Origin of the sequence: Halomonas halophila (assembly GCF_030406665.1) — a bacterium.
In the GTDB taxonomy this organism is placed as follows: domain Bacteria; phylum Pseudomonadota; class Gammaproteobacteria; order Pseudomonadales; family Halomonadaceae; genus Halomonas; species Halomonas halophila.
Window position 1 is genome coordinate 3,039,441 of sequence record NZ_CP129121.1, and the last position, 23,576, is coordinate 3,063,016.

Genomic DNA, 23,576 nt, shown 5'->3' on the forward strand with positions numbered 1-23,576 from the left:
GCACCGGCCCTCTGCTTCGCTCTTCCCCGAACCGACCGCGAGACATCCCATGCGCTCCAAGGTGATAGCCACCTGCGGGCTTGGCCTGCTGATGCTGGCCGGCGACACCCTGGCCTCCCCCTTCTATGCGCCCCCGGTGCCGAAGGAGGACTCCCCGCCCCTGACCGGCGAGGCCGAGCTCGGCTTCACGCATCTGCAGGGCAATACCAACAGCCAGACCCTGATCGCCAAGGGCCGCCTGGTGTGGCTGGATGGCGCTTTCACCCACAGCCTGCGCGGCGAGGCCCGCCACGTCACCCAGGACGAGGAGACCAGCGCCGAGCAGTACCTGCTGGCCGCCCGCGAACGCTACGACATCGAGGGCCCGCACTACCTGTTCGGCTTCGCCCGCTGGGAAGACGACCGCTTCAGCGGCTACGACTATCAGGCCACGGTGATCGGCGGCTACGGCCGCCAGGTGCTGGATAACGAGCGCCACGTGCTGTCGCTGGAGGCCGGGCCCGGCTACCGGGTCGATAGCGTGACCGATGAGCCGACCCGGCGACTCGGCGTGGCCTACGGCGCCATGGACTACCGCTGGCACCTCTCAGACACCGCCTCCTTCGCTCAGGAACTGTCGCTGGAGGGCACCGATCGCAACCTGACCGCCCGATCGCTCTCCAGTCTGACGTCACGCCTCAACGAGCACCTGGCGCTCAAGCTCTCCTACGAGCTCAAGCACAACACCCGGCCACCCGACGGCGCCACGGCACGCACCGATCGCATCACCAACGTCTCGCTGCTCTACGACTGGTAAGCGCCTCGAGGCACTGTCCTGACGCGCCCTCCAGACGCAACGACGCCGGCCCGAGGGCCGGCGTCGTCATTCACGCACCACCTTGGCGATCAACCGCCGTAGACGTCGTCCACGGTCTTGAGCGGATAGTGCGCGGGATACGGCTTGCGCGCCACGCCGGAATCCACCGCCGCCTGGGCCACCGCCGAGGAAACGCGCTCGAGCAGCCGCACGTCCACCGGGGTAGGCAGGATATAGTCGCGACCGAAGCTCATGCTCTCGGCCTCGTAGGCCTCCAGCACCGCCTGGGGTACCGGCTCGCGGGCCAGGTCCTTGAGCGCATGCACCGCGGCGACCTTCATCTCCTCGTTGATGCGCGTCGCCCGCACGTCCAGGGCGCCGCGGAAGATGAACGGGAAGCCCAGCACGTTGTTGACCTGGTTCGGGTAGTCGGAGCGGCCGGTGGCCATGATCACGTCGGGGCGCGTCTCGCGAGCCAGGTCCGGATGGATCTCCGGATCCGGGTTGGTACAGGCGAACACCACCGGATGGTCGGCCATCTTGCGGATGTGGTCGGCGCTCATCAGGCCGGGGCCGGACAGGCCGATGAAGACGTCGGCCCCGTCGATGGCGTCGTCCAGGGTGCGCTTGTCGGTGTCGACCGCGAACATCGCCTTGTACTGATTGAGGTCCTCGCGACCGCTGTGGATCACGCCCTTGCGGTCCAGCATCACCAGGTTCTCGGCGCGGGCGCCACAGGACACCAGCAGCTTCATGCAGGCGATCGCCGCCGCCCCGGCACCGAGGCAGACGATTTTCGCCTCCTCGAGGGACTTGCCGGCGATGTCCAGGGCGTTGAGCATGCCCGCCGCGGTGACGATGGCGGTGCCGTGCTGGTCGTCATGGAACACCGGGATGCTGCACTGCTCGACCAGCGCGCGCTCGATCTCGAAGCACTCCGGCGCCTTGATGTCCTCGAGGTTGATGCCGCCCCAGGTATCGGCGATGCGGGCCACGGTGTCGATGAAGGCCTGCGGGCTTTCGGCGTTGACCTCCAGGTCGGTGGAGTTGATGCCGGCGAAGCGCTTGAACAGCACGCCCTTGCCCTCCATGACCGGCTTGCTGGCCAGCGCGCCCAGGTTGCCGAGCCCCAGGATGGCGCTGCCGTCGGAGATCACCGCCACCAGGTTGCCCTTGCCGGTATAGAGATAGGCGTTCTCCGGATCCTGAGCGATCTCGCGCACCGGCTCGGCCACGCCCGGGCTGTAGGCCAGGGCCAGATCCCGGGAGGTCGCGGTGGGCTTGGTCAGCTCCACCGACAGCTTCCCGGGAATGGGCTTCGCGTGATAGTCCAGTGCCGCCTGTCTCTTCGCGTCTGTCATGCTCAGGATCCGGTTCGAATGGTATTGAGGGCCAGCGAGATTATAAAAAAAACTTCCACTTCTCAACTTAGTAAAGTTACACAATCTAGCAACCGCTTTCGCAGACGTTCGACACCATTTGCCGTAACTTATACTTCACCGCTCTGTCATAAAGGATTCCTTATCGAAGCGACGCCCGATCGTTGGACGTAAAAAAACCCGCCACCAGGGCGGGTTCTTTCGGCTGCTGCCAACGCCGGCGCAGGGCGCCGGCGACGCATCAACGCTTGACGGCGGCACCAAAGCGCTTGTTGAAGCGCTCGACGCGGCCACCGGTGGTCGCCTGCTTCTGCTTGCCGGTGTAGAAGGGGTGGCACTGAGAGCAGACGTCCAGGGACAGGTCCTGATCGTTGGTGGTGCCGACCTCGAAGGTGGCGCCGCAGGAGCAGGTCGCGTTGACCGTCTTGTAATTCGGGTGGATACCTTGTTTCATCTTGAGCCTCGCTACGCTGTATGCCGCCACCTGATCCCATGCCAGGCACCGCATACGGATTGTCTGAACGTTCAAACCGGGCGCCGCCCCACACAGGGTGACGCGGCGGCCGAGCATTCTAGCAGAGCCGCCCCCGGAGGCCAATTGTCCGTTTCCTCGCCCGCCGTGCTGGGCATCGCCGTACCGTCACCGCTTCGCCGCCTGTTCGACTACCGCCCCGCCGGCGCGCCGCCGGAGGGCGGCTGGCAGCCGGGACTGCGCGTGCGGGTGCCTTTCGGCCCTCGCCGGGTGGTCGGCGTGGTCGTGGAGTGCCGCGACGACAGCGACCTGCCGCTGGCCAGGCTCAAGCCGATCGAGGATCGCCTCGACGACGCCCCGCTGCCGGCGGACTGGCTGTGGCTGTGCCGCTTCACCGCCCGCTACTACCAGCACGCCCCGGGCGACACCCTGCACCAGGCGCTGCCCGCGCTGCTGCGACAGGGCCGCGCCCTGGAGGCGCGCACCCGGGAGCGCTGGCGGGTCACCGAGGCCGGCGCCGGCGAGATGCCGGAGAGCCTCGGGCGGGCGCCGCGCCAGGCCGAGCTGCTGACCATGCTGCGCCAGCATCCCCACGGCATGCTTGCCCAGGCCATTCTCGCCCAGTCGTTCACCCGCCCCCAGCTTCAGGCGCTGGAGAGAAAGGGACTGGTCGCCCGGCGCGAGGAGCCACGTACCGGTCCGGCCGACGCCGGCGGCCCGCTGCTGGCCGAGCCGGTGCTGCCGCTCAATCGCGAACAGGCCACCGCCCTGGCCGCGCTTCACGAGGGCCTCGACGCCTATCACCCCTGCCTGCTGCACGGCGTCACCGGCAGCGGCAAGACCGAAGTCTACCTGCAGCTGATCGAGGCGGTGGTCGGCCGTGGCCGCCAGGCCCTGGTGCTGGTGCCCGAGATCGGCCTGACGCCGCAGACCCTGGCACGCTTCAAGCGCCGCTTCCGGGTGCCGGTGGTGGCGCTGCACTCGGGGCTCACCGATCACGAGCGGCTCGACGCCTGGGAGGCCGCGGCCAGCGGCCGGGCGCCGATCGTCATCGGCACCCGCTCGGCGATCTTCACGCCCCTGGCCGCGCCCGGCGCGATCATCGTCGACGAGGAGCACGACGGTTCCTTCAAGCAACAGGAGGGGTTGCGCTACCACGCCCGTGACCTGGCCGTGGCCCGCGCCCATCATCACGGCATCCCGCTGGTGCTGGGCAGCGCCACGCCGTCGCTGGAGACCCTGCACCGGGCCCAGAGCGGCGACTACCGCCACCTGCGCCTGACCCAGCGCGCCAGCCGCCACGCCCCGGCACGCCTGGAGCTGGTCGACCTACGCGGCCGCACCCGCCGGGGCGGGCTGATTCCGCCGGTGCTCGAGGCCGTCGAGGAGACCCTGGCCGCCGGCCATCAGGTGCTGGTGTTCATCAACCGCCGCGGCTTCGCCCCGACGCTCAGCTGCCACGCCTGCGGCTGGCTCGCCGAGTGCGACCACTGCGACGCCCGCCTGACCCTGCATCGCCAGCCGCCGCTGCTGGCCTGCCACCACTGCGACCAGCGCCGCGCCCTGCCCGACGCCTGCCCCGACTGCGGCAGCGCCGACCTGCGCCCGCTGGGCAGCGGCACCGAGCGCACCGAGGAAACGCTGGCCGAGCGCTTCCCCGACGTGCCGGTGCACCGCATCGACCGCGACAGCACGAGGCGCCGCGACGCCCTGGAGCAGACCCTCACCGAGGTGCGCCGCGGCGAACCCTGCCTGCTGGTGGGCACCCAGATGCTGGCCAAGGGCCATCACCTGCCCCACGTCACCCTGGTGGTGGTGGTCAACGCCGACGCCGGCCTCTATGCCAGCGACTTCCGCGCCCTGGAGCACAGCGCCCAGCTGCTCGAGCAGGTGGCCGGCCGCGCCGGCCGCGCCGCTCACCCGGGCCGGGTGCTGGTGCAGACCATGCACGCCGACGACCCGCACCTGCGCCTGCTCTCGGCCCGCGGCTACGACGCCCTGGCCGAGCAGCTGCTGGAGGAACGCCGCGTCGCCGCCCTGCCGCCGTTTCGCTTCCTGGCGCTGCTGCGCCTGGAGGGCGCCCAGGAGGCGGCGGTCACCGAGCTCGGCGGCCGCGCCGCCGAGGCGCTGCGCGAGCACCTCAAGGCGCGCGAGCTGGACGTGGACTGCCTGGGCCCGGTACCGGCCCCCATGGAGCGCCGCCAGAACCGCTACCATCTGCAGCTGATGCTCGGCGCCGGGAAACGCAGCCGGCTCCACGAGGCCGGCGCCTGGCTGGCCGCCTGGCTGGAAGCCGAACCGGCGGCGCGGCGGGTGCGCTGGTCGCTGGATATCGATCCGCAGACGCTGGCGTGAGGCGGAGGCGGAGGCGGAGGCGGAGGCACCAGCTTACCCCGAAGCCCGAAGCCCGAAGCCCGAAGCCCGAAGCCCGAAGCCCGAAGCCCGAAGCCCGAAGCCCGAAGCCACGGCTAGGGTTTAAAGCCCGCGCGCAATTGTCGATAATGTGCGGCCAAATGCCCGCCGACGGGCGACCGACACGCCCGCGCCACAGGACATCAGACTCCCCATGAAAGACACCATCATCTCCCTGCTGGAGGGCGCCCTGGACGAACTCAAGCGCCAGGACGTCCTGCCCTCCGAGCTCGCCCCGACCATCAAGGTCGATCCGACCAAGGACAAGGCCCACGGCGACTACGCCACCAACCTGGCGCTGATGCTGGCCAAGCCCGCCGGCAGGAAGCCCCGTGAGCTGGCCGAGGCGCTGGTCGAGGCGCTGCCGGCAAGCGACGCCGTGTCGAAGGTCGAGATCGCCGGCCCCGGCTTCGTCAACTTCTTCGCCGCCACCGACGCCGCGGCCCAGGTCATCCGTCAGGTGCTGGACGAAGGCGACACCTTCGGCCGCAGCCTCAGCGGCCAGAGCCAGAAGGTGCAGGTGGAGTTCGTCTCCGCCAACCCCACCGGTCCGCTGCACGTCGGCCACGGCCGCGGCGCGGCCATCGGCGACAGCATCTGCCGCCTGCTCGAGGCGGTAGGCTATGACGTCACCCGCGAGTTCTACTACAACGACGCCGGCGCCCAGATCTCCAACCTGGCGCTCTCGGTGCAGGCCCGCGTCAAGGGCATCGACCCCGAGGACGACGGCTGGCCGGCCGACGGCTATCGCGGCGGCTACATCATCGACGTGGCCAACAGCTACCTGGCCGGCGACACCATCCACGCCGACGACCGCCACGTCACCGGCACCGCCGACCCGGACGACCTGGACGCCATCCGCGAGTTCGCCGTGGCCTACCTGCGCCGCGAGCAGGACCTCGACCTGCGCGCCTTCGGCGTCGAGTTCGACGTCTACTTCCTCGAGTCCTCGCTGTACCGCGACGGCAAGGTGGCGGCCACCGCCGAGCGCCTCGCCGAGAAGGGCCACACCTACGAGCAGGACGGCGCCACCTGGCTGCGCACCACCGACTTCGGTGACGACAAGGACCGGGTGATGCGCAAGCAGGACGGCCACTACACCTACTTCCTGCCCGACGTCGCCTACCACCTCGACAAGTGGCAGCGCGGCTTCACCACCGTGATCAACGAGCAGGGCGCCGACCACCACTCCACCGTGACCCGCGTGCGCGCCGGCCTGCAGGCGCTGGAGGCCGGCATTCCCCAGGGCTGGCCCGACTACGTGCTGCACCAGATGGTGATGGTCACCCGCTCCGGCGTGGAGGTGAAGCTCTCCAAGCGCGCCGGCAGCTACGTCACCGTGCGCGACCTGATCGACGAGGTCGGCCGCGATGCCACGCGCTTCTTCCTCGCCGCGCGCCGCGCCGACTCCCAGCTGACCTTCGACATCGACCTGGCCCGCTCGCAGTCCAACGACAACCCGGTCTACTACGTGCAGTACGCCCACGCCCGCGTGTGCAGCATGCTGCGCAAGGCCGAGTCGCTCGCGCAGCCGTTCGACCACGCCCAGGCCATGGACCACCTGGCGCGCCTGGAGGCCGAGCAGGAGAAGGCGCTGATGAACCGCCTGGCCCGCTACCCGGAAGTGGTCGCCCACGCCGCCGCCAGCCGCGAGCCGCAGCAGATCGCCCAGTACCTGCTCGACCTCGCCGCCGAGTTCCACACCTGCTACAACGCGGTGAAGGTGATGGTCGAGGACGACGCCCTGCGCAACGCCCGCATGGCGCTGTTCCTCGCCGCCCGCCAGGTGCTGCGCAACGGCCTGGACCTGATGGGCGTCGGCGCCCCCGAGGAGATGTAAGCCATGGCCAGCCGCAAGCCCGCCGCCAACAGCCGCAAGCGAGGCGCCACCAGCTCCCGGAAGGCCCCCGCCAAGGCATCCGCCCCGCGGCGCGGCGTGCCCGGCTGGCTATGGGGACTGACCGGTCTGGTGGCCGGCTTCCTGATCTCGCAGCACCAGCACGGCACCGCCCCCTGGCAGGACGGCCCGGCCTCGCCGACGCCCATCGCCACCGGCGAGGCCCCACCCCCGTCCGCCCGTCCCGGCGACGCGGCGCCGGCGGACGACGAGCCGCCGATGCCGACCTTCGAGTTCTATACCCTGCTGCCGGAGTCCGAGGTCATCGCCCCGGGCGAGCAGACGGCCTCTTCCACGGCCACGCCACCGCCGCGCCCTGCCAGCAACGAGGACGAGGGCTCGAGCGCCGGGTCCGTCTCGGCCGACGACCCGATCGCCCAGGTGATCGCCGCCAACAGCGCGCCAGCCGAGGACACGACCCGCAGCGCCGAGGACGGCAAGCGCTACGTGCTGCAGGCGGCCTCGTTCCGTCAGTCCGGCGACGCCCGGCAGCTGGCCGGCCGCCTCAAGGACTTCGGCCTGCTGGCCAACATCAGCGAGGTCCAGACCGGCGACGGCGCAACCTGGCATCGGGTCCAGGTCGGCCCCTACCGGGACCGCCGGGAGCTGTCCCGGGCCCGCGACCTGATGTCCACCCAGGGCATCGAGCCGCTGCTCATCCAGCTGCAGTGACGCGCCGCGCTTGAATTCCGGGCCCGGCGCCCACACCTCCCCAGTAGCTCATGCACGGCGCCGCCCCTCGCGGCGCCGCAGGGGAATCGCCGGCACGCACCGGCGAGCGGCGCGACATGCCTCGCCCGCGCCCCGTGTTCCGCCATTCCCAAGTCATCGGGAGCCGAACGCTCCCTCAAGGAGAGTCCCCTCCATGACCACGATCGTTTCCGTGCGTCGCGGCGACCAGGTGGCGCTGGCCGGCGACGGCCAGGTGTCGCTGGGCAACACCGTGATGAAGGGCAACGCCAGCAAGGTGCGTCGCCTGTACCGCGGCCAGGTACTGGCCGGCTTCGCCGGCGGCACCGCCGACGCCTTCACCCTCTTCGAGCGCTTCGAGGCCCAGCTCGAGAAATACCAGGGCCACCTGACCAAGGCCGCCGTGGAGCTGGCCAAGGAATGGCGCACCGACCGCGCCCTGCGCCGCCTCGAGGCGCTGCTGGCCGTGGCCGACAAGAACGCCTCGCTGATCATCACCGGCAACGGCGACGTGGTGGAGCCCGAGCGCGGCATCATCGCCATCGGCTCCGGCGGCAACTTCGCCCTGTCCGCGGCCCGCGCCCTGCTCGAGAATACCGAGCTGTCGCCCCGCGAGATCACCGAGAAATCGCTGGAGATCGCCGGCGACATCTGCGTGTTCACCAACCACAACGTCACGCTGGAAGAGCTCTGATCATGACCCAGATGACCCCGCGCGAGATCGTCCACGCCCTGGACCAGTACATCATCGGCCAGCAAGACGCCAAGCGCGCCGTGGCCGTGGCGCTGCGCAACCGCTGGCGCCGCATGCAGCTCGACGACGAGCTGCGCCAGGAGGTCACGCCCAAGAACATCCTGATGATCGGCCCCACCGGCGTGGGCAAGACCGAGATCGCCCGCCGCCTGGCCAAGCTGGCCCGCGCGCCCTTCATCAAGGTCGAGGCCACCAAGTTCACCGAGGTGGGCTACGTCGGCCGCGACGTCGAGTCGATCATCCGCGATCTCACCGAGGCCGCCATCAAGCTGGTCCGCGAGCAGGCCAAGGAAGAGGTCGGCCATCGCGCCGAGGACGCCGCCGAGGACCGCATCCTCGACGCCCTGCTGCCGCCGCCCCGCGGCCAGGAGAACGAGCCGCGCACCGAGAACGCCACCCGCCAGTCGTTCCGCAAGAAGCTGCGCGAGGGTCAGCTCGACGACAAGGAAATCGACATCCAGGTGACGCCACAGGCCCAGGGCATGGACATCAACACCCCGCCGGGCATGGAGGAGATGACCAGTCAGCTGCAGAACCTGTTCTCCAGCATGGGCAAGCAACAGACCGAGACCCGTCGGGTGGCGGTCAAGGACGCCTTCGCGCTGCTGCGCGACGAGGAGGCCGCCAAGCTGGTCAACGAGGACGACATCAAGCAGCGTGCCATCGAGGCCGTCGAACAGCACGGCATCGTCTTCCTCGACGAGCTCGACAAGGTCGCCAAGGGCAGCGCCAACTCCAGCGGCGGCGAGGTCTCCCGCGAGGGCGTGCAGCGCGACCTGCTGCCACTGATCGAGGGCTCCACCGTGTCCACCAAGTACGGCATGGTGAAGACCGATCACGTGCTGTTCATCGCCTCCGGTGCCTTCCACCTGTCGCGCCCGTCGGACCTGATCCCCGAACTGCAGGGCCGCCTGCCGATCCGCGTCGAGCTCGACGCCCTGACGCCGGACGACTTCAAGCGCATCCTCACCGAGCCGTCCGCGGCGCTGACGCGCCAGTACCAGGCGCTGATGGCCACCGAGGGCCTGGACGTGACCTTCACCGACGATGGCATCGCGCGCATCGCCGAGATCGCCTGGAAGGTCAACGAAGGCACCGAGAACATCGGCGCCCGCCGCCTGCACACGGTCATGGAACGCCTGCTCGAGGAGGCCTCCTACCAGGGCGGCGACCTGGGCAGCCCGCTGACCATCGACGCCGCCTACGTTGATTCCCAGCTCGGCGAGCTGGCGATGGACGAGGATCTGTCGCGGTATATCCTCTAAGCCATGAGCGACGGGCTTCGGGCCCCGAGCGGCTCGAAGCTCGAAGCTCGAAGCTCGAAGCTCGAAGCTCGAAGCTCGAAGCTCGAAGCTCGAAGCTCGAAGCCAGGAGTCTCATCATGACGGCCCCGATCCCCACCCGAGTGCACTACCACAAGCAGGCCCGCGAGCTGGAGCTGACCTATGAAGGCGGCGAGAGCCACCGGCTGTCGGTGGAGTACCTGCGTGTATTCTCCCCCTCCGCCGAGGTGCGCGGCCACGGCCAGGGTCAGGAGACCCTGCAGGTCGGCAAGAAGCACGTCGGCCTGGCCAACATCACCCAGGCCGGCCGCTACGCGCTCAAGCTGCACTTCGACGACGGCCACGACAGCGGCCTCTACAGCTGGGACTACCTGCACGAGCTGATCGAGCACCAGGAGGCCAACTGGGCCGACTACCTGCAGCGCCTCGAAGACGCCGGGGCCTCGCGGGAAGCGCTCGGCATCGAGATCAAGCAGCTGTAGGGGAAAGCCCCGTCGTCAAGACAAGCCCCCCCGGGGGGCGCTACAATGCGGCCCAACACGCGGGGCCGTCGGCCTCGCCCCCATTGTGCAGCTGACCCGGGAGCCTCCCTCGCATGACCCCCAGCGACAAGCGCACCACCCACTTCGGTTACCAGGAAGTTCCGGTCGACGAGAAGGCCTCACGCGTGGCCGACGTCTTCCACTCCGTCGCCGCCCGCTACGACGTGATGAACGACCTGATGTCGTTCGGCATCCACCGGGTGTGGAAGCGCCTGACCATCGAGCGCGCCGGCGTCCGCCCGGGACACAGCGTGCTCGACATCGCCGGCGGCACCGGCGACCTGACGCTGAAGTTCTCGCGGCTGGTCGGTCCCCGGGGGCGCGTGGTGCTGGCCGACATCAACGAGTCGATGCTGCGGGTCGGGCGCGACAAGCTGCTCGATCGGGGCGTCGGCGGCAACGTCGAGTACGTCCAGGCCAACGCCGAGACCCTGCCCTTCCCGGACAACACCTTCGACTGCATCACCATCGCCTTCGGCCTGCGCAACGTCACCGACAAGGACGCCGCCCTGCGCTCCATGGCGCGGGTGCTCAAGCCCGGCGGCCGGCTGCTGGTGCTGGAGTTCTCCAAGCCCGACAACCCGCTGCTGAGCCAGGCCTACGACCAGTACTCCTTCCGCCTGCTGCCGCGCATGGGCGAGCTGGTGGCCGGCGATGCCGAGAGCTACCGCTACCTCGCCGAGTCGATCCGCATGCACCCCGACCAGGACACCCTGAAGGGCATGATGGAAGACGCCGGCCTGGAGCGGGTCGAGTACACCAATCTCACCGGCGGCATCGTCGCCCTGCACCGCGGCATCAAGCTGTGAGGACGAGATGGCGCTGACACCGACCCTGCTGCTGGGCGGCCTCGAGCGCAGCCTCAACGCCCTGCTCGCCCGCGACCCCGCCGCCCCCGCCCGCCTGGAACGCCTCGCCGGACAGCGCCTGCTGGTGCGCCTCGAGGCCTCCTCGCTGGCCGTGGCCATGGCCTACCACGCCCAGGGCGTGGACCTGTTGCGCCCGGATGACGAGCCCGAGAACGCCTTCGACGCCGTCGTCGAGCTCGACCCGGAAACCCTGGGCGAGCTGCTCGGTGGCGCCTCGGTGGAACGGCTGATGTTCCAGGGCAAGCTCGTGGTGCGCGGGCATATCCCGCTGCTCGAGGCGACCCGCGACCTGCTGCTCGACCTCGACCTGGACTGGGAGGGCGAGCTGGCCCGCTGGCTCGGCGACGTGCCGGCCCACAGCCTGGCCGAGGGCATGCGCAGCCTCGGCCGCTGGGGCCTGCGCACCCGCCAGGAGCTGTGCGCCGACGTCTCCGAGTACGTCTTCGAGGAGGCCCGGCTGCTGCCCGGCCGTCACCAGTTCGAGGGACTGCGCGACCACCTCACCGAGCTGGAGGTCGCCACCGACCGACTCGAGGCACGCCTGGAGCGCCTGCGCCGACGCCTCACCGCCGAGGGAGGCGGCGCATGATCCGGCGGCTCGCGCGCATCGCCTGGGTGGTCACCCGCTATCGCCTGGACACCCTGATTCCCAAGGAACGGCTGCCCTGGTGGCTGCGCGGCCTGCTGACCCTGTCGCCGCTGCGGCTGATCCCCGTGGGCCAGCGCCCCCGGGGCGAGCGGCTGCGCCTGGCGCTGGAGACCCTGGGGCCGATCTACGTCAAGTTCGGCCAGGTGCTGTCGACCCGCCGCGACCTGTTCCCCGACGACATCGGCGACGAGCTGCGCCGCCTGCAGGACCAGGTGCCGCCCTTCCCCGGCCACCTCGCTCGCGGGCTGGTCGAGGAGGAGCTCGGCATGCCGCTGGAACAGGCCTTCGCAGAGTTCTCGTCCGAGCCGCTGGCCTCGGCCTCGGTGGCCCAGGTGCATGCCGCCCAGCTGCCCGACGGCGAGGAAGTGGTGGTCAAGATCATCCGCCCCGGCATCGAGCGCGTGATGCGCCAGGACATGGCCCTGATGTACCGGCTGGCCGCCGGCCTGGCACGCATTCCCGAGGCGCGCCGGCTGCGCCCGGTGGAGGTGGTCCGCGACTACGAGTCGACCCTGTTCGACGAGCTGGACCTGACCAAGGAAGCGGCCAACACCTCCCAGCTCAAGCGCAACTTCAAGGGCTCGCCGCTGCTGTTCGTGCCGACGATCCACTGGGCGCTGACCCGCCGCCGGGTGATGGTCCAGGAACGTATCCACGGCATCCCAGTGGCCGACCTCGCGGCCCTCGAGGCCCAGGGCACCGACCTGCGCCGGCTGGCCGAGCGCGGCGTGGAGATCTTCTTCACCCAGGTGTTCCGCGACAACTTCTTCCACGCCGACATGCACCCGGGCAACATCTTCGTGTCCCGCGAGACACCGTGGAACCCCCAGTACATCGCCATCGACTGCGGCATCGTCGGCAGCCTGACCCGCGAGGATCAGGACTACCTGGCGCGCAACCTGCTGGCCTTCTTCCACCAGGACTACTACGAGGTAGCGGCGCTGCATATCGAGTCGGGCTGGGTCAGCGAGGACACCCGGGCCAACGAGTTCGCCGCCGCGGTGCGCACCGTGTGCGAACCGATCCTCGAGAAGCCGCTCAAGGACATCTCCTTCGGCCAGGTGCTGCTGGGCCTGTTCCAGACCGCCCGGCGCTTCAACATGGAGGTCCAGCCGCAGCTGGTGCTGCTGCAGAAGACCCTGCTCAACATCGAGGGCCTGGGCCGCCAGCTGTATCCGGACCTCGACCTGTGGGCCACCGCCAAGCCCTACCTGGAAGACTGGATGAAGGAGCGCGCCGGCGCCCGCGGGCTGTGGGAATCCATGAAGCGCCAGGCGCCCGAGCTCTCGCGCCAGCTCCCCGAGCTGCCGGTGCTCGCCCACCAGGCGCTGGCCCGAGCCGAGCATGGCCACCAGCAGCGCCAGCGACAGGGCGAGGCCCTTGGCGCCATCCAGCGTGGCCTGGAAAGCCAGGCCCGCCGCCAGCGCCGGCTGCGCCTGGGGCTGCTGATCGCGGCCGCGGCACTCGCCTGGCAGCCGCTGGTCCAATGGGCAGACGGCCAGCCCTGGCCGGTGCTCGGCGCGGCGGCCATCGGCGCCCTGCTGCTGGCCTGGAACTGATCCACCTACTGCAACGGAAACGTCTCATATGAGCGATATTCTCGACCGCCTCGACGAGGTCCTGACCAGCCGTCGCCAGGCCGCGCCCGACGACTCTTACGTGGCCAGCTTGCATCACAAGGGCCTGAACAAGATACTCGAGAAAGTCGGCGAGGAAGCCACCGAGACGCTGCTCGCGGCCAAGGACGCCGAGCGAGGCGACGAGGCGGCCCGTCAGGCGCTGGTCGCCGAGACGACCGACCTGTGGTTCCACAGCCTGGTGATGCTGTCGCACATGGGGCTGAGCCATCGCGAGGTCCTCGACGAGCTGTCTCGCCGCTTCGGCCTGTCCGGCCACGACGAGAAGGCCGCGCGGCCACGTTAGGTTTTGGACGAAAAGTCGGCGAGCGATGGCCAGACAAGGCAAAAATCGACGAGAAGACGGAGTTTACGCGGTGTAAATGAGTACTTAGAGCCGATTTTTAACACCGTATGGACGAGCGCAGACAGTTTTCGTACAGAACCTAGACACCGACGCCGGGCTCCCGGCGCCCCAACCTGAGGTATTCCCTATGTTAGGCGGCATCAGTATCTGGCAACTCCTGATCGTCCTCGGCATCATCATCCTGATCTTCGGCACCAAGAAGCTGCGCAACGTCGGCGGCGATCTGGGCGGCGCGGTCAAGGGCTTCAAGAAGGCCATGGGCGAGGAAGAGAAGAGCGACGATAGCGACAAGTCCCAGGCCCAGGTGCGCCACGACGACGAGGGCCGGACCTACGACGTCCACGCCGAGCGCAAGGCCGAGGAATCGGAAGAGCGCAAGTAAGCCGCCATGTTCGACATCGGCTTTCTCGAACTCCTGTTCATCGGCGTGGTGGGGCTGCTGGTGCTGGGTCCCGAGCGCCTGCCCAAGGCCGCCCGCACCACCGGGCTGTGGATCGGCCGCATCAAGCGCACGGTCTCCGGCATGCAGCGCGAGATCAACGCCCAGCTCGAGGCGGAGGAGCTGCGCCAGAAGCTCAACGAGCAGCAGAAGAAGCTCGACGAGGGCATCAACCGGGTCAAGCGCGACGTCGAACGCTCGGTGGAAACGCCCGCCGATCAGGGCGATCGCCGCGCCGGCGCCACCCCCGAGGAACACGCCGAGGCCTCGCCCGAGCGTCGCCTCGACGACGCCCTGGGGCGCGTTCGCCGGCAGGCCGATGATTCCGACGCCGACGCCCACGAGGACGCCTCTTCCCGATGAGCCAAACCGACGATTCCCAGGGCCCCGGACAGGCGCAGGCCCCGCTGATCGAGCACCTGATCGAGCTGCGCTCGCGGCTGCTGCGCGCGGTGATCGCGATACTCGTGATCTTCCTCGGCCTCTACGCCTTCGCCAACGACATCTACGCCTTCGTCGCCCAGCCGTTGATGGCGCTGCTGCCGGAAGGCTCGCGGATGATCGCCACCGAGGTGGCCTCGCCGTTCCTGGCACCCTTCAAGCTGACCCTGGTGGTGGCGGTGTTCATCGCCGTGCCCTTCGTGCTGCACCAGGCCTGGGCCTTCATCGCCCCGGGGCTGTACGACAACGAGAAGGCCCTGGCGCTGCCGCTGCTGGCCTCCAGCGTGGCGCTGTTCTATGCCGGGGCCGCCTTCGCCTACTACGTGGTCTTCCCGCTGCTGTTCCAGTTCTTCACCCAGACCGGGCCGGAGGACGTGGCGGTGATGACCGACATCAACCAGTACCTCAACTTCGTGCTCAAGCTGTTCTTCGCCTTCGGCGTGGCCTTCGAGATCCCGATCGCCACCTTCCTGCTGATCCTGAGCGGGGCGACCACGGTGGAGAGCCTGTCGAAGAAGCGCCCCTACGTGGTACTGGGCTGCTTCGTGATCGGCATGCTGATGACCCCGCCGGACGTGGTCTCCCAGAGCCTGCTGGCGGTGCCGATGTATCTGCTCTACGAGGTCGGCCTGCTGTTCGGCCGGCTGGTGCGTCGCAAGCGCGAGCGGCAAGCCGAAGGCGAGGATGACGCATAAGCCGCTGGACGCTGTTTAGCCATGCAGAGACGCAACACCCCCAGGCCTCGGCCCGGGGGTGTTTTTCTTCCCGCTTGAAGCTCACGGCTTACCGCTTCCGGCGCAGCCGGGTCACAGGTCCATCAGCTCGTCGATGCGATCCACCAGCTTGAAGATACCGGTGGCCGCCTCGCCCAGGCGGGTGGCGATCATGTAGGCCGGCGTGGTCACCACGCGATGTTCGAAGTCGACCACGATGTCCTCCACGCCACAGCTGCGATGCAGGCCGCCCATGCTGCTGATGGCGCCCGCCACGCCCGGATCGTGGCCGATGGTGACGGCAATGCCCGGCCCCAGCAGCCGCGGCACCATCACCGGCGCGATGCACATCAGGCCGATCGGCTTGCGGTCCTCGTGGAACTCGCCCAGCACGTCCACCAGCCCCTCATGGATCACCATGTCGGCGCCCGCCTCGGCGAAGTTGGAGAGATTCTTGGCCGCACCGAAGCCGCCTGGCAGGATGACGGCGTCGAACTCGTCGGCCTCCAGCTCGGCCAGCGGAGAGATCTCGCCGCGCGCCAGGCGCGCCGATTCGACCAGCACGCTGCGCCGCTCCTCGACCGCCTCGCCACTGCGATGGTCGATCACGTCGCTCTGGTCGATGTCGGGGGCGAAGCAGCGATAGCCGATGCCCAGCTGGTCCAGACGCAACAGGGTCAGGGTGGTCTCGTAGATCTCCGAGCCATCCTGAACACCGCATCCCGACAGAATGACCGCCACCTGCTTGCTCATTATGCGTCTCCTTGTGCGCCCCCCGCCGGTCGTCGACGGGGCCGATGAACATGAAGTCACCACTTTAGAGAGTCGCCGGTAGCGCGACAAGACGCGTCTTTCGGCGCCGGGGCGCGCTGATATACTCGAGAGAGTCCTGCTACCGGACGACTGTCATCATTTTGTCATTTATTGGCACCAGACTTGCCACGGCGGCCGAGCCCGGCCCCGCCTGCCCCTGATCGTCTCCGGCAACAGACGATGCGCGACGCCTCCCGGCGCCACGGGCAGGACGGCATCATGAACGATAACGCCCGACGAGCGACGCGGCCGCCCGCGGGCCGACGACAGGGTACTTCCATGGACGATTCACGTAACCCCGACACCTCGGTCACCTCCGAGCCCGCCGCGACAGGCGAGCTCCAGAGCGAGATGCCCACACCGCGCATCAACCAGACCCGCACAGGGATCAAGCCCAAGGCGTTGCCGGACCCCGAGGCCGACCTCGCCGATCCCGGCCTCTACTTCAACCGCGAGCTCTCCCATCTGCAGTTCAACGTGCGGGTGCTGGAGCAGGCCCTGGACGAGGCGCATCCGCTGCTCAACCGGTTGATGTTCCTGCTGATCTTCTCCTCGAACATGGACGAGTTCTTCGAGATTCGCGTGGCCGGCCTGAAGAACCAGATCATGGTCGGCGACGCCTCCTCCGGCGCCGACGGTCGCTCGCCGCGCTCGATACTGAGCGAGATCTCGCAGATCGCCCACGAACAGGTCGATCGCCAGTACCGCATCCTCAACGACACCCTGCTGCCCGCCCTCGAGGGCCAGGGCCTGCGCTTCCGCCGCCGCGGCGACTGGAACGAGGCCCAGCGCGCCTGGGTCAAGGACTACTTCGAAAGCGAGATCATGCCGGTGATCAGCCCCATCGGCCTCGATCCCTCGCACCCCTTCCCGCGCCTGGTCAACAAGAGCCTCAACTTCATCGTCGAGCTCGAGGGCAAGGACGCCTTCGGCCGCGAGGGCGGCCTGGCCATCCTGCCCGCCCCGCGCTCGCTGCCCCGGGTGATCGCCCTGCCCGACGAGCTCTGCGAGGAAGGCTTCACCGAATACGTCTTCCTGTCGTCGATGATTCACGCCCACGCCGAGGAAGTGTTCCCCGGCATGAAGGTGAACGGCTGCTACCAGTTCCGTCTGACCCGCAACGCCGACCTCTCGGTGGACCCCGAGGACGTCTCCGACCTGGCCTCGGCGCTGCGCGGCGAGCTGCTCTCGCGCCGCTACGGCAGCGGCGTGCGTCTCGAGGTCGCCAACAACTGTCCCGACGAGCTGACCGAGTTCCTGCTCAAGCTGTTCAAGCTCGAGGAGGCCGATCTCTACCGGGTCAACGGCCCGGTGAACCTGACCCGCATGATGTCGGTGCTGGGCGAGGTGGAGCGCCCGGAACTGTGCTATCGCGCCTTCACGCCCGGCCTGCCCAAGGCGCTGCGCAAGCGCGACAGCGTGCTGCAGGCCATGGCCGAGCAGGACATCCTGCTGCACCATCCCTTCCACTCCTTCTCCCCGGTGGAGGAAATGCTGCGCGAGGCCGCCCGAGACCCCGAGGTGCTGGCCATCAAGCAGACCCTTTACCGCACCGGCGCCGACTCCCCCATCGTCAACGCCCTGGTGGAGGCCGCCGGCAACGGCAAGGAAGTCACGGTGGTGATCGAGCTGCGGGCGCGTTTCGACGAGGCCGACAACCTGGCCCTGGCCTCGCGCCTGCAGGAGGCCGGCGCCATCGTCATCTACGGCGTGATGGCCTACAAGACCCACGCCAAGATGATGCACATCGTGCGGCGCGAGAAGGGCCAGCTGCGCCACTATGCCCACCTGGGCACCGGCAACTACCACTCCAAGACCGCCAAGCTCTACACCGACTACAGCCTGCTGACCGCCAACCCGGTGCTGTGCGCGGACGTGCACAAGGTCTTCCAGCAGCTCTCGGGCATGGGCCGGGCGCGCCAGATCGAGAAGCTGCTGCATGCGCCCTTCACCCTTCACGAGCGCATCGTGGCAATGATCGACCGCGAGGCGGAATTTGCCCGCAAGGGAAAGCGCGCCCATCTGATCATCAAGTGCAACTCGCTCACCGAGCCCAAGCTGATCCAGGCCCTCTACCGGGCCTCCCAGGCCGGCGTGGAGTGCGACCTGATCATCCGCGGCATGTGCTGCCTGCGCCCCGGCCTGCCCGGCATCTCCGAGACCATCCGGGTGCGCTCGATCATCGGCCGCTTCCTGGAGCACACCCGTGTGTTCCACTTCCACAACGACGGCAAGCCCGAGACCTGGGGCTCCAGCGCGGACTTCATGGCCCGCAACATGTTCCACCGGGTCGAGACCTGCTTCCCGCTGCTTGACAAGAAACTCGCGGCCCAGGTGCGCAAGGACCTGGAGACCTACCTGGTCGACAACTGCCAGAGCTGGCTGCTGCAGCCCGACGGCACCTACGTCAAGCAGGCGCCCGGCGACGCCGCACCGATCAGCGCCCAGGAGACGCTGCTCTACGCCTACGCCGCCCACGCCTGACGGCTGGAGGCCGCCCGACGCAAGACGCCCCGCCAATGGCGGGGCGTCTTCGTTTCCGCGACGGCCATGCCGGTCAGACGGTCTCGCGCAGCTTCTCCGCAGCCGTGGTCAGCAGATGCTCGGTGGTGTCCCAGCCGATGCAGGCATCGGTGACCGAGACCCCGTGGCGCAGCGCGCCCGGCACCAGCGGCTGCTTGCCCTCGTGGAGGTGGCTCTCCAGCATCAGTCCCATCAGCGAGCCGTCGCCCGCCAGCCGCTGGTTGAGCACGTCGAGCATCACCTCGCTCTGGCGGCGATGATCCTTCTGCGCGTTGGCATGGCTGCAGTCGACTATCAGCCGCGGATTCTGGCCGGCGTCCTCGAGGGTCCGGCGCGCCGCCGCCACCTGGGGAGCGCGGAAGTTGGGCTCGCCGTGGCCGCCGCGCAGCACCGCATGGGTATGCGAATTGCCGGGTGTCTCGCACACCTCGGGGCGACCGTCGGGCCCCATGGCGAAGTGCTGGTGCGGATGGGCGGCGGCGCGCATGGCGTCGACCGCCACCTGCAGGTCGCCGCTGGTGGCGTTCTTGAAGCCGACCACCGCCTCCAGGCCGCTGGCCAGCTCACGATGCAGCTGGGACTCGGTGGTGCGGGCGCCGATCGCCACCCAGCTCAACAAGTCGTCAAGGTAGGGCGCCAGCATCGGCTGCAGCAGCTCGGTGGCCACCGGCAGGCCGAGCCCGGCGATCTCGCGCATCAGCGAGCGGGAGAGCTCGAGGCCGCGAGCCAAGTCGCCGCTGCCGTCCAGGTCCGGGTCGTAGGCCAGCCCCTTCCAGCCGACGGTGGTGCGCGGCTTTTCGACGTAGACCCGCATCACCGGCAGCAGGCGATCCTCGACCCGCGGCGCCAGCTCGACCAGGCGGCGGGCGTACTCGAGGGCAGACTCGGGATCGTGGATCGAACAGGGCCCGACGACCACCAGCAGGCGGTCGTCACGCCCGGCCAGGATATCGCGGATGGCCTGGCGCTGACCCTCGATGCGCCGGGCCAGGGCCGGCTCGAGCGGCAGGGCGTGGTGGAGCTCCGCCGGCGTGGGCAGCGGGTTGGCGGTGCGGCGGACCGGGGCGGATTCAGCGGTGGTGGCGAGGGAAACGGGGGCATTCATGGGGCATCAACTCCGTGAGCGTGAAGGTCGGGACAAGGTCATGCCACCGGCAAGCCCACGGTCGGAGGTGGCGCACTGAGCCGACCGCTCGTCGATAAATCGCCAGCCATAGCCGTAATAGTCCCGGCCCAGGATGCGGAACTCGGCGTGGTGGCGATCGAATGCGGTCATGAAACTCTCCTCGAGTGTTGAATACCAGAAACGCAGAACCCCCGGGCGGGGCTGCCGTCCGGGGGTTCTGAGTCTCGGAGGCAACCCTGGGCGGGCGTGCCTCGCGGCGTCGTCCTGTACGATCAGGACACGGCCGCCGGCACGCCGGCGCTAAACCAATAGCCCTGCCAATAATAGGCGTCACCGACGACGGTCTCGTGACCACGGGCCATCGCCGCCGGGAAGGCGGTCATCGGGCGGCGCGGGATCAGGGACAGGCTCGGTGTCATGGGACTCTCGATGTTTCGCGACGGTTCGCGTGAGGGTGATCCTGAATATCAGACTCCATCCTGCCCGCTCCCGGGCCGGATGGCAAGGCTCAGCCGGTGGCGAGCCGGATCCAGGCGATGGTACCCGGCAGGCCGCTCATGCCGATCAGCACCACCAGCCCCAGGAAGACGGACAGCAGCCCGCTGTCGTCCTTGACGTCATCGTCATGCTGCGCCATGGGCCCCTCCTCGCATCGTCGGCGGCTATCGCCAGTCTAGGCGCTGCTCGCCGGATCGGCGAGCCGACCCACTAGCGAAGATGCCGTCCGCCGTCGACCGGCAGGGTGATGCCCGTCACGTAGCGGTTATCCAGCAGGTAACGCAGGCTCTGATGGATCACGCCCGGCCCCGGGATCAGCCCCATCGCCGACTTGGCCCGAGCCTTCTCGGCGTAGGCCTCGTCGTCGTCCTCGTTGAGCATGATCATCGCCGGGGCGATGGCGTTGACCTGGATCGACGGCGCGTACATGGCAGCGAACGACAGCGTCAGGTTCTCGAGCCCGGCCTTGGAGGCGGCATAGGCGGCGTGCTTGCGCGAGCCCTTGCTGGCGACGAAGTCGGTCATGTGAACGATGTCGCGCATCGGCTCGCTGCAAGCCTCGAGCAGCTCGCGGGCGCCGAGGTTGATCAGGTACGGCGCCAGCATGTGCACCCGGAACAGCCGTTCGAAGTTGTCCCCGGCCTCGGGCCCGGCCACATCGGGCGCCCAGTCGCTGGCGTTGTGGACGATGGCACGCAGCGAGGACGTCTCGGCCTTGAGCCGCTCGAGGAAGTCCTCGATGCCGGCCTGGCTGTCGAAGTCGGCCTGCAGGGTGACGACGCCACGGCGCCGCAGCGCCTCGAGCGCCTCGCGCTCGCGACGGTAGCTGACGATCACCGGATGGCCCTCGTCGATCAGCCGCTCGGCGCAGTGGCGCCCCAGGCGCTGGGCGCCGCCGGTGATCAGGATCGGCGAGGCGCTCATGCCCGGCCTGCCCTCACCAGGCTGCCCACGGTAGGCACCAGCGGGTCGCGCGGCGCATAGGCGAAGACGTCGGAGAACACCCGCGACGGCTCGAGCCCCAGCGAGGCCAGCACGTCGACGCAGGCATAGACCATGCCCGGCGAGCCGGAGAGATAGACGTCATGGCCGGAGACGTCGACGTCGTCGAGCGCCTCGCCCAGCGCCGCGTCGATGCGCCCGGCATGGCCCTGGACGCGCTCGTCGGCGAAGTCGTCGCCCATGCCCTGCTCGCTGACGCCGTGGAAGGTCAGGTTCGGATGCTGGGACGCCCACTCCCGGGCCAGGCTCTCGAGATAGAACTCGCGACGTTCCTTGGCCGCCCACCACAGGGCGATCTCGCGCGCCGGGTCGGCGTGCAGCGCCGCCTCGACGATCGCCTTCATCTGCGCGAAGCCGGTGCCGGCGGCCACCAGCAGCAGCGGGCGGGTGCTGTCCGGATCGAGCACGCAGTCGCCGCTCGGCAGCCGCAGGGTCAGGTGCTGCGCCTCCACCAGCAGCTCGCGCAGCCGCGCCGAGTTGGAGCGCTCCGGCCAGTGCTGGATGTGCAGCTCCAGCCGGCCGTCGCCCGCATGGGCATTGGCGATGGAGAACGGCACCCAGGTCTCGGGGTCGAGCGCCATCTCCAGATACTGGCCGGGCGCATGGGCCATGGCTTCGGCGCGGCCTTCCAGGCGCACCCGGAAGACGTCGGGGGTGAGGTCCTCGACCTCGACGACCTGGCAGGTCAGGGTCCTTGCCGTCATGAATGCCTCTTGTCGTTATCAGGGGTGTCGATGCCCAGCTCGTCCCAGCGTTCGCTGACGCGGGCCTTGACGGCCTCGTCCATGACGATGGGCGTGCCCCATTCGCGATCGGTCTCGCCGGGCCACTTGTCGGTGGCGTCCAGGCCCATCTTGGAGCCCAGCCCCGCCACCGGCGAGGCGAAGTCCAGATAGTCGATGGGGGTGTTCTCCACCATCACCGTGTCCCGCGCGGGGTCCATGCGGGTGGTGATGGCCCAGATCACGTCCTGCCAGTCGCGGGCGCTGACATCGTCGTCGAGCACCACCACGAACTTGGTGTACATGAACTGGCGCAGGAAGCTCCACACGCCCATCATCACCCGCTTGGCGTGGCCGGGGTATTGCTTCTTCATGGTCACCACCGCCATGCGGTAGGAGCAGCCTTCCGGGGGAAGGTAGAAGTCGACGATCTCGGGGAACTGGCGACGCAGGATCGGCACGAATACCTCGTTCAACGCCAGCCCCAGCACCGCGGGCTCGTCCGGCGGGCGGCCGGTGTAGGTGGAGTGATAGATGGCGTCGCGGCGCATGGTCATGCGCGTGACCGTGAACACCGGGAAGGTCTCCACCTCGTTGTAGTAGCCGGTGTGATCGCCGTAGGGGCCTTCCGGAGCGGTGTCGTCCGGATAGAGGAAGCCTTCGAGGATGATCTCGGCGGAGGCCGGCACCTCGAGGTCGGCGTGGCCGCACTTGACCAGCTCGGTGCGCGAGCCTCTCAAGAGCCCGGCGAAGGCGTACTCGGAGAGCGAATCCGGCACCGGCGTCACGGCGCCGAGGATGGTCGCGGGGTCGGCGCCCAGCGCCACCGCCACCGGGAAGGGCTCGCCGGGATGCTCGCGGCACCATTCCTGGAAGTCCAGGGCGCCGCCGCGATGGGACAGCCAGCGCATGATCAGGCGATTGCGCGAGAGCTTCTGCTGGCGGTAGATGCCGAGGTTCTGGCGCGACTTGTGCGGCCCCTTGGTGATCACCAGCGGCCAGGTGACCAGCGGCGCGGCGTCGCCGGGCCAGCAGTGCTGGATCGGCAGGCGGTCGAGGTCGACGTCATCGCCCTCGAGCACCACCTCCTGCACCGGCGCGCGCTTGAGCCGCTTGGGGCCCATGCTCATCACCTGCTTGTAGACCGGCAGCTTGTCGAGGGCATCGCGGAAGCCCTTGGGCGGCTCCGGCTCCTTGAGGAAGGCCAGCAGTTCGCCGACCTCGCGCAGCGCGGTGACGGACTCCTGGCCCATGCCCAGGGCGACCCGCTTCGGCGTGCCGAAGAGGTTGCCGAGCAGCGGCATGTCGTGTCCCTTGACGTTCTCGAACAGCAGCGCCGGTCCGCCGGCCCGCAGGGTGCGGTCGCAGATCTCGGTGATCTCCAGGTAGGGGTCCACCTCGGCGGTCACGCGCCTGAGCTCGCCCTGCTCTTCCAGCGCGGCGATGAACTCGCGCAGGTCCTTGTACTTCATGCGGCCTTCCCGTTATCCCGAACGACGCAAAAGGGGCAGCATAGCATGCTGCCCCTTCGGGATGCTGCGCCTGGCCGCCATGAGCCTGACCTATGGCCTGT

The 23,576-nt window shown here is 68.9% G+C and carries 25 protein-coding genes; 15 read left to right on the forward strand and 10 right to left on the reverse strand.

What is annotated here, in order from left to right:
* Positions 1-49 precede the first annotated feature (49 nt).
* The gene (locus tag QWG60_RS14265; protein ID WP_052719301.1) at positions 50-796 is read left to right on the forward strand and encodes a DUF481 domain-containing protein; all 747 of its coding nucleotides are present in this window, start codon (positions 50-52) and stop codon (positions 794-796) included.
* 89 nt (positions 797-885) lie between these two features.
* Here QWG60_RS14265 and QWG60_RS14270 read toward each other — a convergent pair whose 3' ends face one another.
* Positions 886-2,157, reverse strand: coding sequence for a malic enzyme-like NAD(P)-binding protein (locus QWG60_RS14270; protein ID WP_046078341.1), 1,272 nt, complete (start codon positions 2,155-2,157; stop codon positions 886-888).
* 259 nt (positions 2,158-2,416) lie between these two features.
* Positions 2,417-2,629, reverse strand: a complete 213-nt coding sequence (rpmE, locus tag QWG60_RS14275) for a 50S ribosomal protein L31 (RefSeq protein ID WP_035592649.1) — start codon at positions 2,627-2,629, stop codon at positions 2,417-2,419.
* Between the two features lie 144 nt (positions 2,630-2,773).
* Between rpmE and QWG60_RS14280 the strand changes: the two genes are divergently transcribed.
* The 13 genes from QWG60_RS14280 to tatC all read left to right on the forward strand — a co-directional run bounded on the left by QWG60_RS14280 (position 2,774) and on the right by tatC (position 15,301).
* A complete protein-coding gene (locus tag QWG60_RS14280; RefSeq protein ID WP_246124659.1) occupies positions 2,774-5,002 on the forward strand; it encodes a primosomal protein N' in 2,229 nt (742 codons plus the stop codon).
* A 211-nt stretch (positions 5,003-5,213) separates the two neighbouring features.
* Positions 5,214-6,899 carry an arginine--tRNA ligase gene (gene argS, locus QWG60_RS14285; protein ID WP_146908436.1) on the forward strand — a complete coding sequence of 562 codons (1,686 nt, stop codon included), beginning with the start codon at positions 5,214-5,216 and terminating at the stop codon, positions 6,897-6,899.
* A gap of 3 nt (positions 6,900-6,902) precedes the next feature.
* The gene (locus QWG60_RS14290) at positions 6,903-7,628 is read left to right on the forward strand and encodes an SPOR domain-containing protein (RefSeq protein ID WP_107180779.1); all 726 of its coding nucleotides are present in this window, start codon (positions 6,903-6,905) and stop codon (positions 7,626-7,628) included.
* Between the two features lie 193 nt (positions 7,629-7,821).
* Positions 7,822-8,340: an ATP-dependent protease subunit HslV gene (gene hslV, locus QWG60_RS14295; RefSeq protein WP_016853485.1), complete on the forward strand. Its 519-nt coding sequence runs from the start codon at positions 7,822-7,824 to the stop codon at positions 8,338-8,340.
* Between the two features lie 2 nt (positions 8,341-8,342).
* On the forward strand, positions 8,343-9,665 hold the full coding sequence (gene hslU / locus QWG60_RS14300) for an ATP-dependent protease ATPase subunit HslU (protein WP_035592656.1): 1,323 nt from the start codon (positions 8,343-8,345) through the stop codon (positions 9,663-9,665).
* 116 nt (positions 9,666-9,781) lie between these two features.
* Complete coding sequence (locus tag QWG60_RS14305; protein ID WP_046078344.1) at positions 9,782-10,165, forward strand: gamma-butyrobetaine hydroxylase-like domain-containing protein; 384 nt, start codon at positions 9,782-9,784, stop codon at positions 10,163-10,165.
* A gap of 113 nt (positions 10,166-10,278) precedes the next feature.
* Complete coding sequence (gene ubiE / locus QWG60_RS14310; RefSeq protein WP_035592659.1) at positions 10,279-11,034, forward strand: bifunctional demethylmenaquinone methyltransferase/2-methoxy-6-polyprenyl-1,4-benzoquinol methylase UbiE; 756 nt, start codon at positions 10,279-10,281, stop codon at positions 11,032-11,034.
* 7 nt (positions 11,035-11,041) lie between these two features.
* Complete coding sequence (locus tag QWG60_RS14315) at positions 11,042-11,683, forward strand: ubiquinone biosynthesis accessory factor UbiJ (RefSeq protein WP_146908433.1); 642 nt, start codon at positions 11,042-11,044, stop codon at positions 11,681-11,683.
* Positions 11,680-13,302, forward strand: coding sequence for a ubiquinone biosynthesis regulatory protein kinase UbiB (ubiB, locus tag QWG60_RS14320; RefSeq protein ID WP_107181087.1), 1,623 nt, complete (start codon positions 11,680-11,682; stop codon positions 13,300-13,302). Before QWG60_RS14315 ends, ubiB begins: the two co-directional genes overlap by 4 nt.
* Positions 13,303-13,330: 28 nt before the next feature.
* On the forward strand, positions 13,331-13,666 hold the full coding sequence (locus QWG60_RS14325; RefSeq protein WP_035592664.1) for a phosphoribosyl-ATP diphosphatase: 336 nt from the start codon (positions 13,331-13,333) through the stop codon (positions 13,664-13,666).
* 187 nt (positions 13,667-13,853) lie between these two features.
* A complete protein-coding gene (tatA, locus tag QWG60_RS14330; protein ID WP_046078348.1) occupies positions 13,854-14,108 on the forward strand; it encodes a Sec-independent protein translocase subunit TatA in 255 nt (84 codons plus the stop codon).
* Between the two features lie 6 nt (positions 14,109-14,114).
* Positions 14,115-14,528: a Sec-independent protein translocase protein TatB gene (tatB, locus tag QWG60_RS14335; protein ID WP_146908431.1), complete on the forward strand. Its 414-nt coding sequence runs from the start codon at positions 14,115-14,117 to the stop codon at positions 14,526-14,528.
* Positions 14,525-15,301: a twin-arginine translocase subunit TatC gene (tatC, locus tag QWG60_RS14340; RefSeq protein ID WP_107181089.1), complete on the forward strand. Its 777-nt coding sequence runs from the start codon at positions 14,525-14,527 to the stop codon at positions 15,299-15,301. The genes tatB and tatC overlap by 4 nt, the downstream gene beginning before the upstream one ends.
* A gap of 111 nt (positions 15,302-15,412) precedes the next feature.
* Here the strand turns inward: tatC and elbB are convergent, their stop codons facing one another.
* On the reverse strand, positions 15,413-16,072 hold the full coding sequence (elbB, locus tag QWG60_RS14345; protein ID WP_035592673.1) for an isoprenoid biosynthesis glyoxalase ElbB: 660 nt from the start codon (positions 16,070-16,072) through the stop codon (positions 15,413-15,415).
* 411 nt (positions 16,073-16,483) lie between these two features.
* Here elbB and ppk1 point away from each other — a divergent pair, with 411 nt between their 5' ends.
* Positions 16,484-18,616 carry a polyphosphate kinase 1 gene (gene ppk1, locus QWG60_RS14350; RefSeq protein WP_375700482.1) on the forward strand — a complete coding sequence of 711 codons (2,133 nt, stop codon included), beginning with the start codon at positions 16,484-16,486 and terminating at the stop codon, positions 18,614-18,616.
* Between the two features lie 73 nt (positions 18,617-18,689).
* Here ppk1 and QWG60_RS14355 read toward each other — a convergent pair whose 3' ends face one another.
* The 7 genes from QWG60_RS14355 to ubiD all read right to left on the reverse strand — a co-directional run bounded on the left by QWG60_RS14355 (position 18,690) and on the right by ubiD (position 23,475).
* On the reverse strand, positions 18,690-19,760 hold the full coding sequence (locus tag QWG60_RS14355) for a 3-deoxy-7-phosphoheptulonate synthase (protein ID WP_146908429.1): 1,071 nt from the start codon (positions 19,758-19,760) through the stop codon (positions 18,690-18,692).
* Between the two features lie 6 nt (positions 19,761-19,766).
* Complete coding sequence (locus QWG60_RS14360) at positions 19,767-19,931, reverse strand: hypothetical protein (RefSeq protein ID WP_173835022.1); 165 nt, start codon at positions 19,929-19,931, stop codon at positions 19,767-19,769.
* A 122-nt stretch (positions 19,932-20,053) separates the two neighbouring features.
* A complete protein-coding gene (locus QWG60_RS14365; protein ID WP_160174895.1) occupies positions 20,054-20,200 on the reverse strand; it encodes a hypothetical protein in 147 nt (48 codons plus the stop codon).
* Between the two features lie 89 nt (positions 20,201-20,289).
* The gene (locus QWG60_RS14370) at positions 20,290-20,418 is read right to left on the reverse strand and encodes a hypothetical protein (RefSeq protein ID WP_258393721.1); all 129 of its coding nucleotides are present in this window, start codon (positions 20,416-20,418) and stop codon (positions 20,290-20,292) included.
* Positions 20,419-20,489: 71 nt separating this feature from the next.
* Positions 20,490-21,203, reverse strand: coding sequence for a dihydromonapterin reductase (gene folM / locus QWG60_RS14375; RefSeq protein ID WP_146908426.1), 714 nt, complete (start codon positions 21,201-21,203; stop codon positions 20,490-20,492).
* Positions 21,200-21,985, reverse strand: coding sequence for an NAD(P)H-flavin reductase (locus QWG60_RS14380; protein WP_046078354.1), 786 nt, complete (start codon positions 21,983-21,985; stop codon positions 21,200-21,202). The genes folM and QWG60_RS14380 overlap by 4 nt, the downstream gene beginning before the upstream one ends.
* The gene (ubiD, locus tag QWG60_RS14385) at positions 21,982-23,475 is read right to left on the reverse strand and encodes a 4-hydroxy-3-polyprenylbenzoate decarboxylase (protein WP_035592683.1); all 1,494 of its coding nucleotides are present in this window, start codon (positions 23,473-23,475) and stop codon (positions 21,982-21,984) included. The genes QWG60_RS14380 and ubiD overlap by 4 nt, the downstream gene beginning before the upstream one ends.
* Between the last annotated feature and the right edge of the window lie 101 nt (positions 23,476-23,576).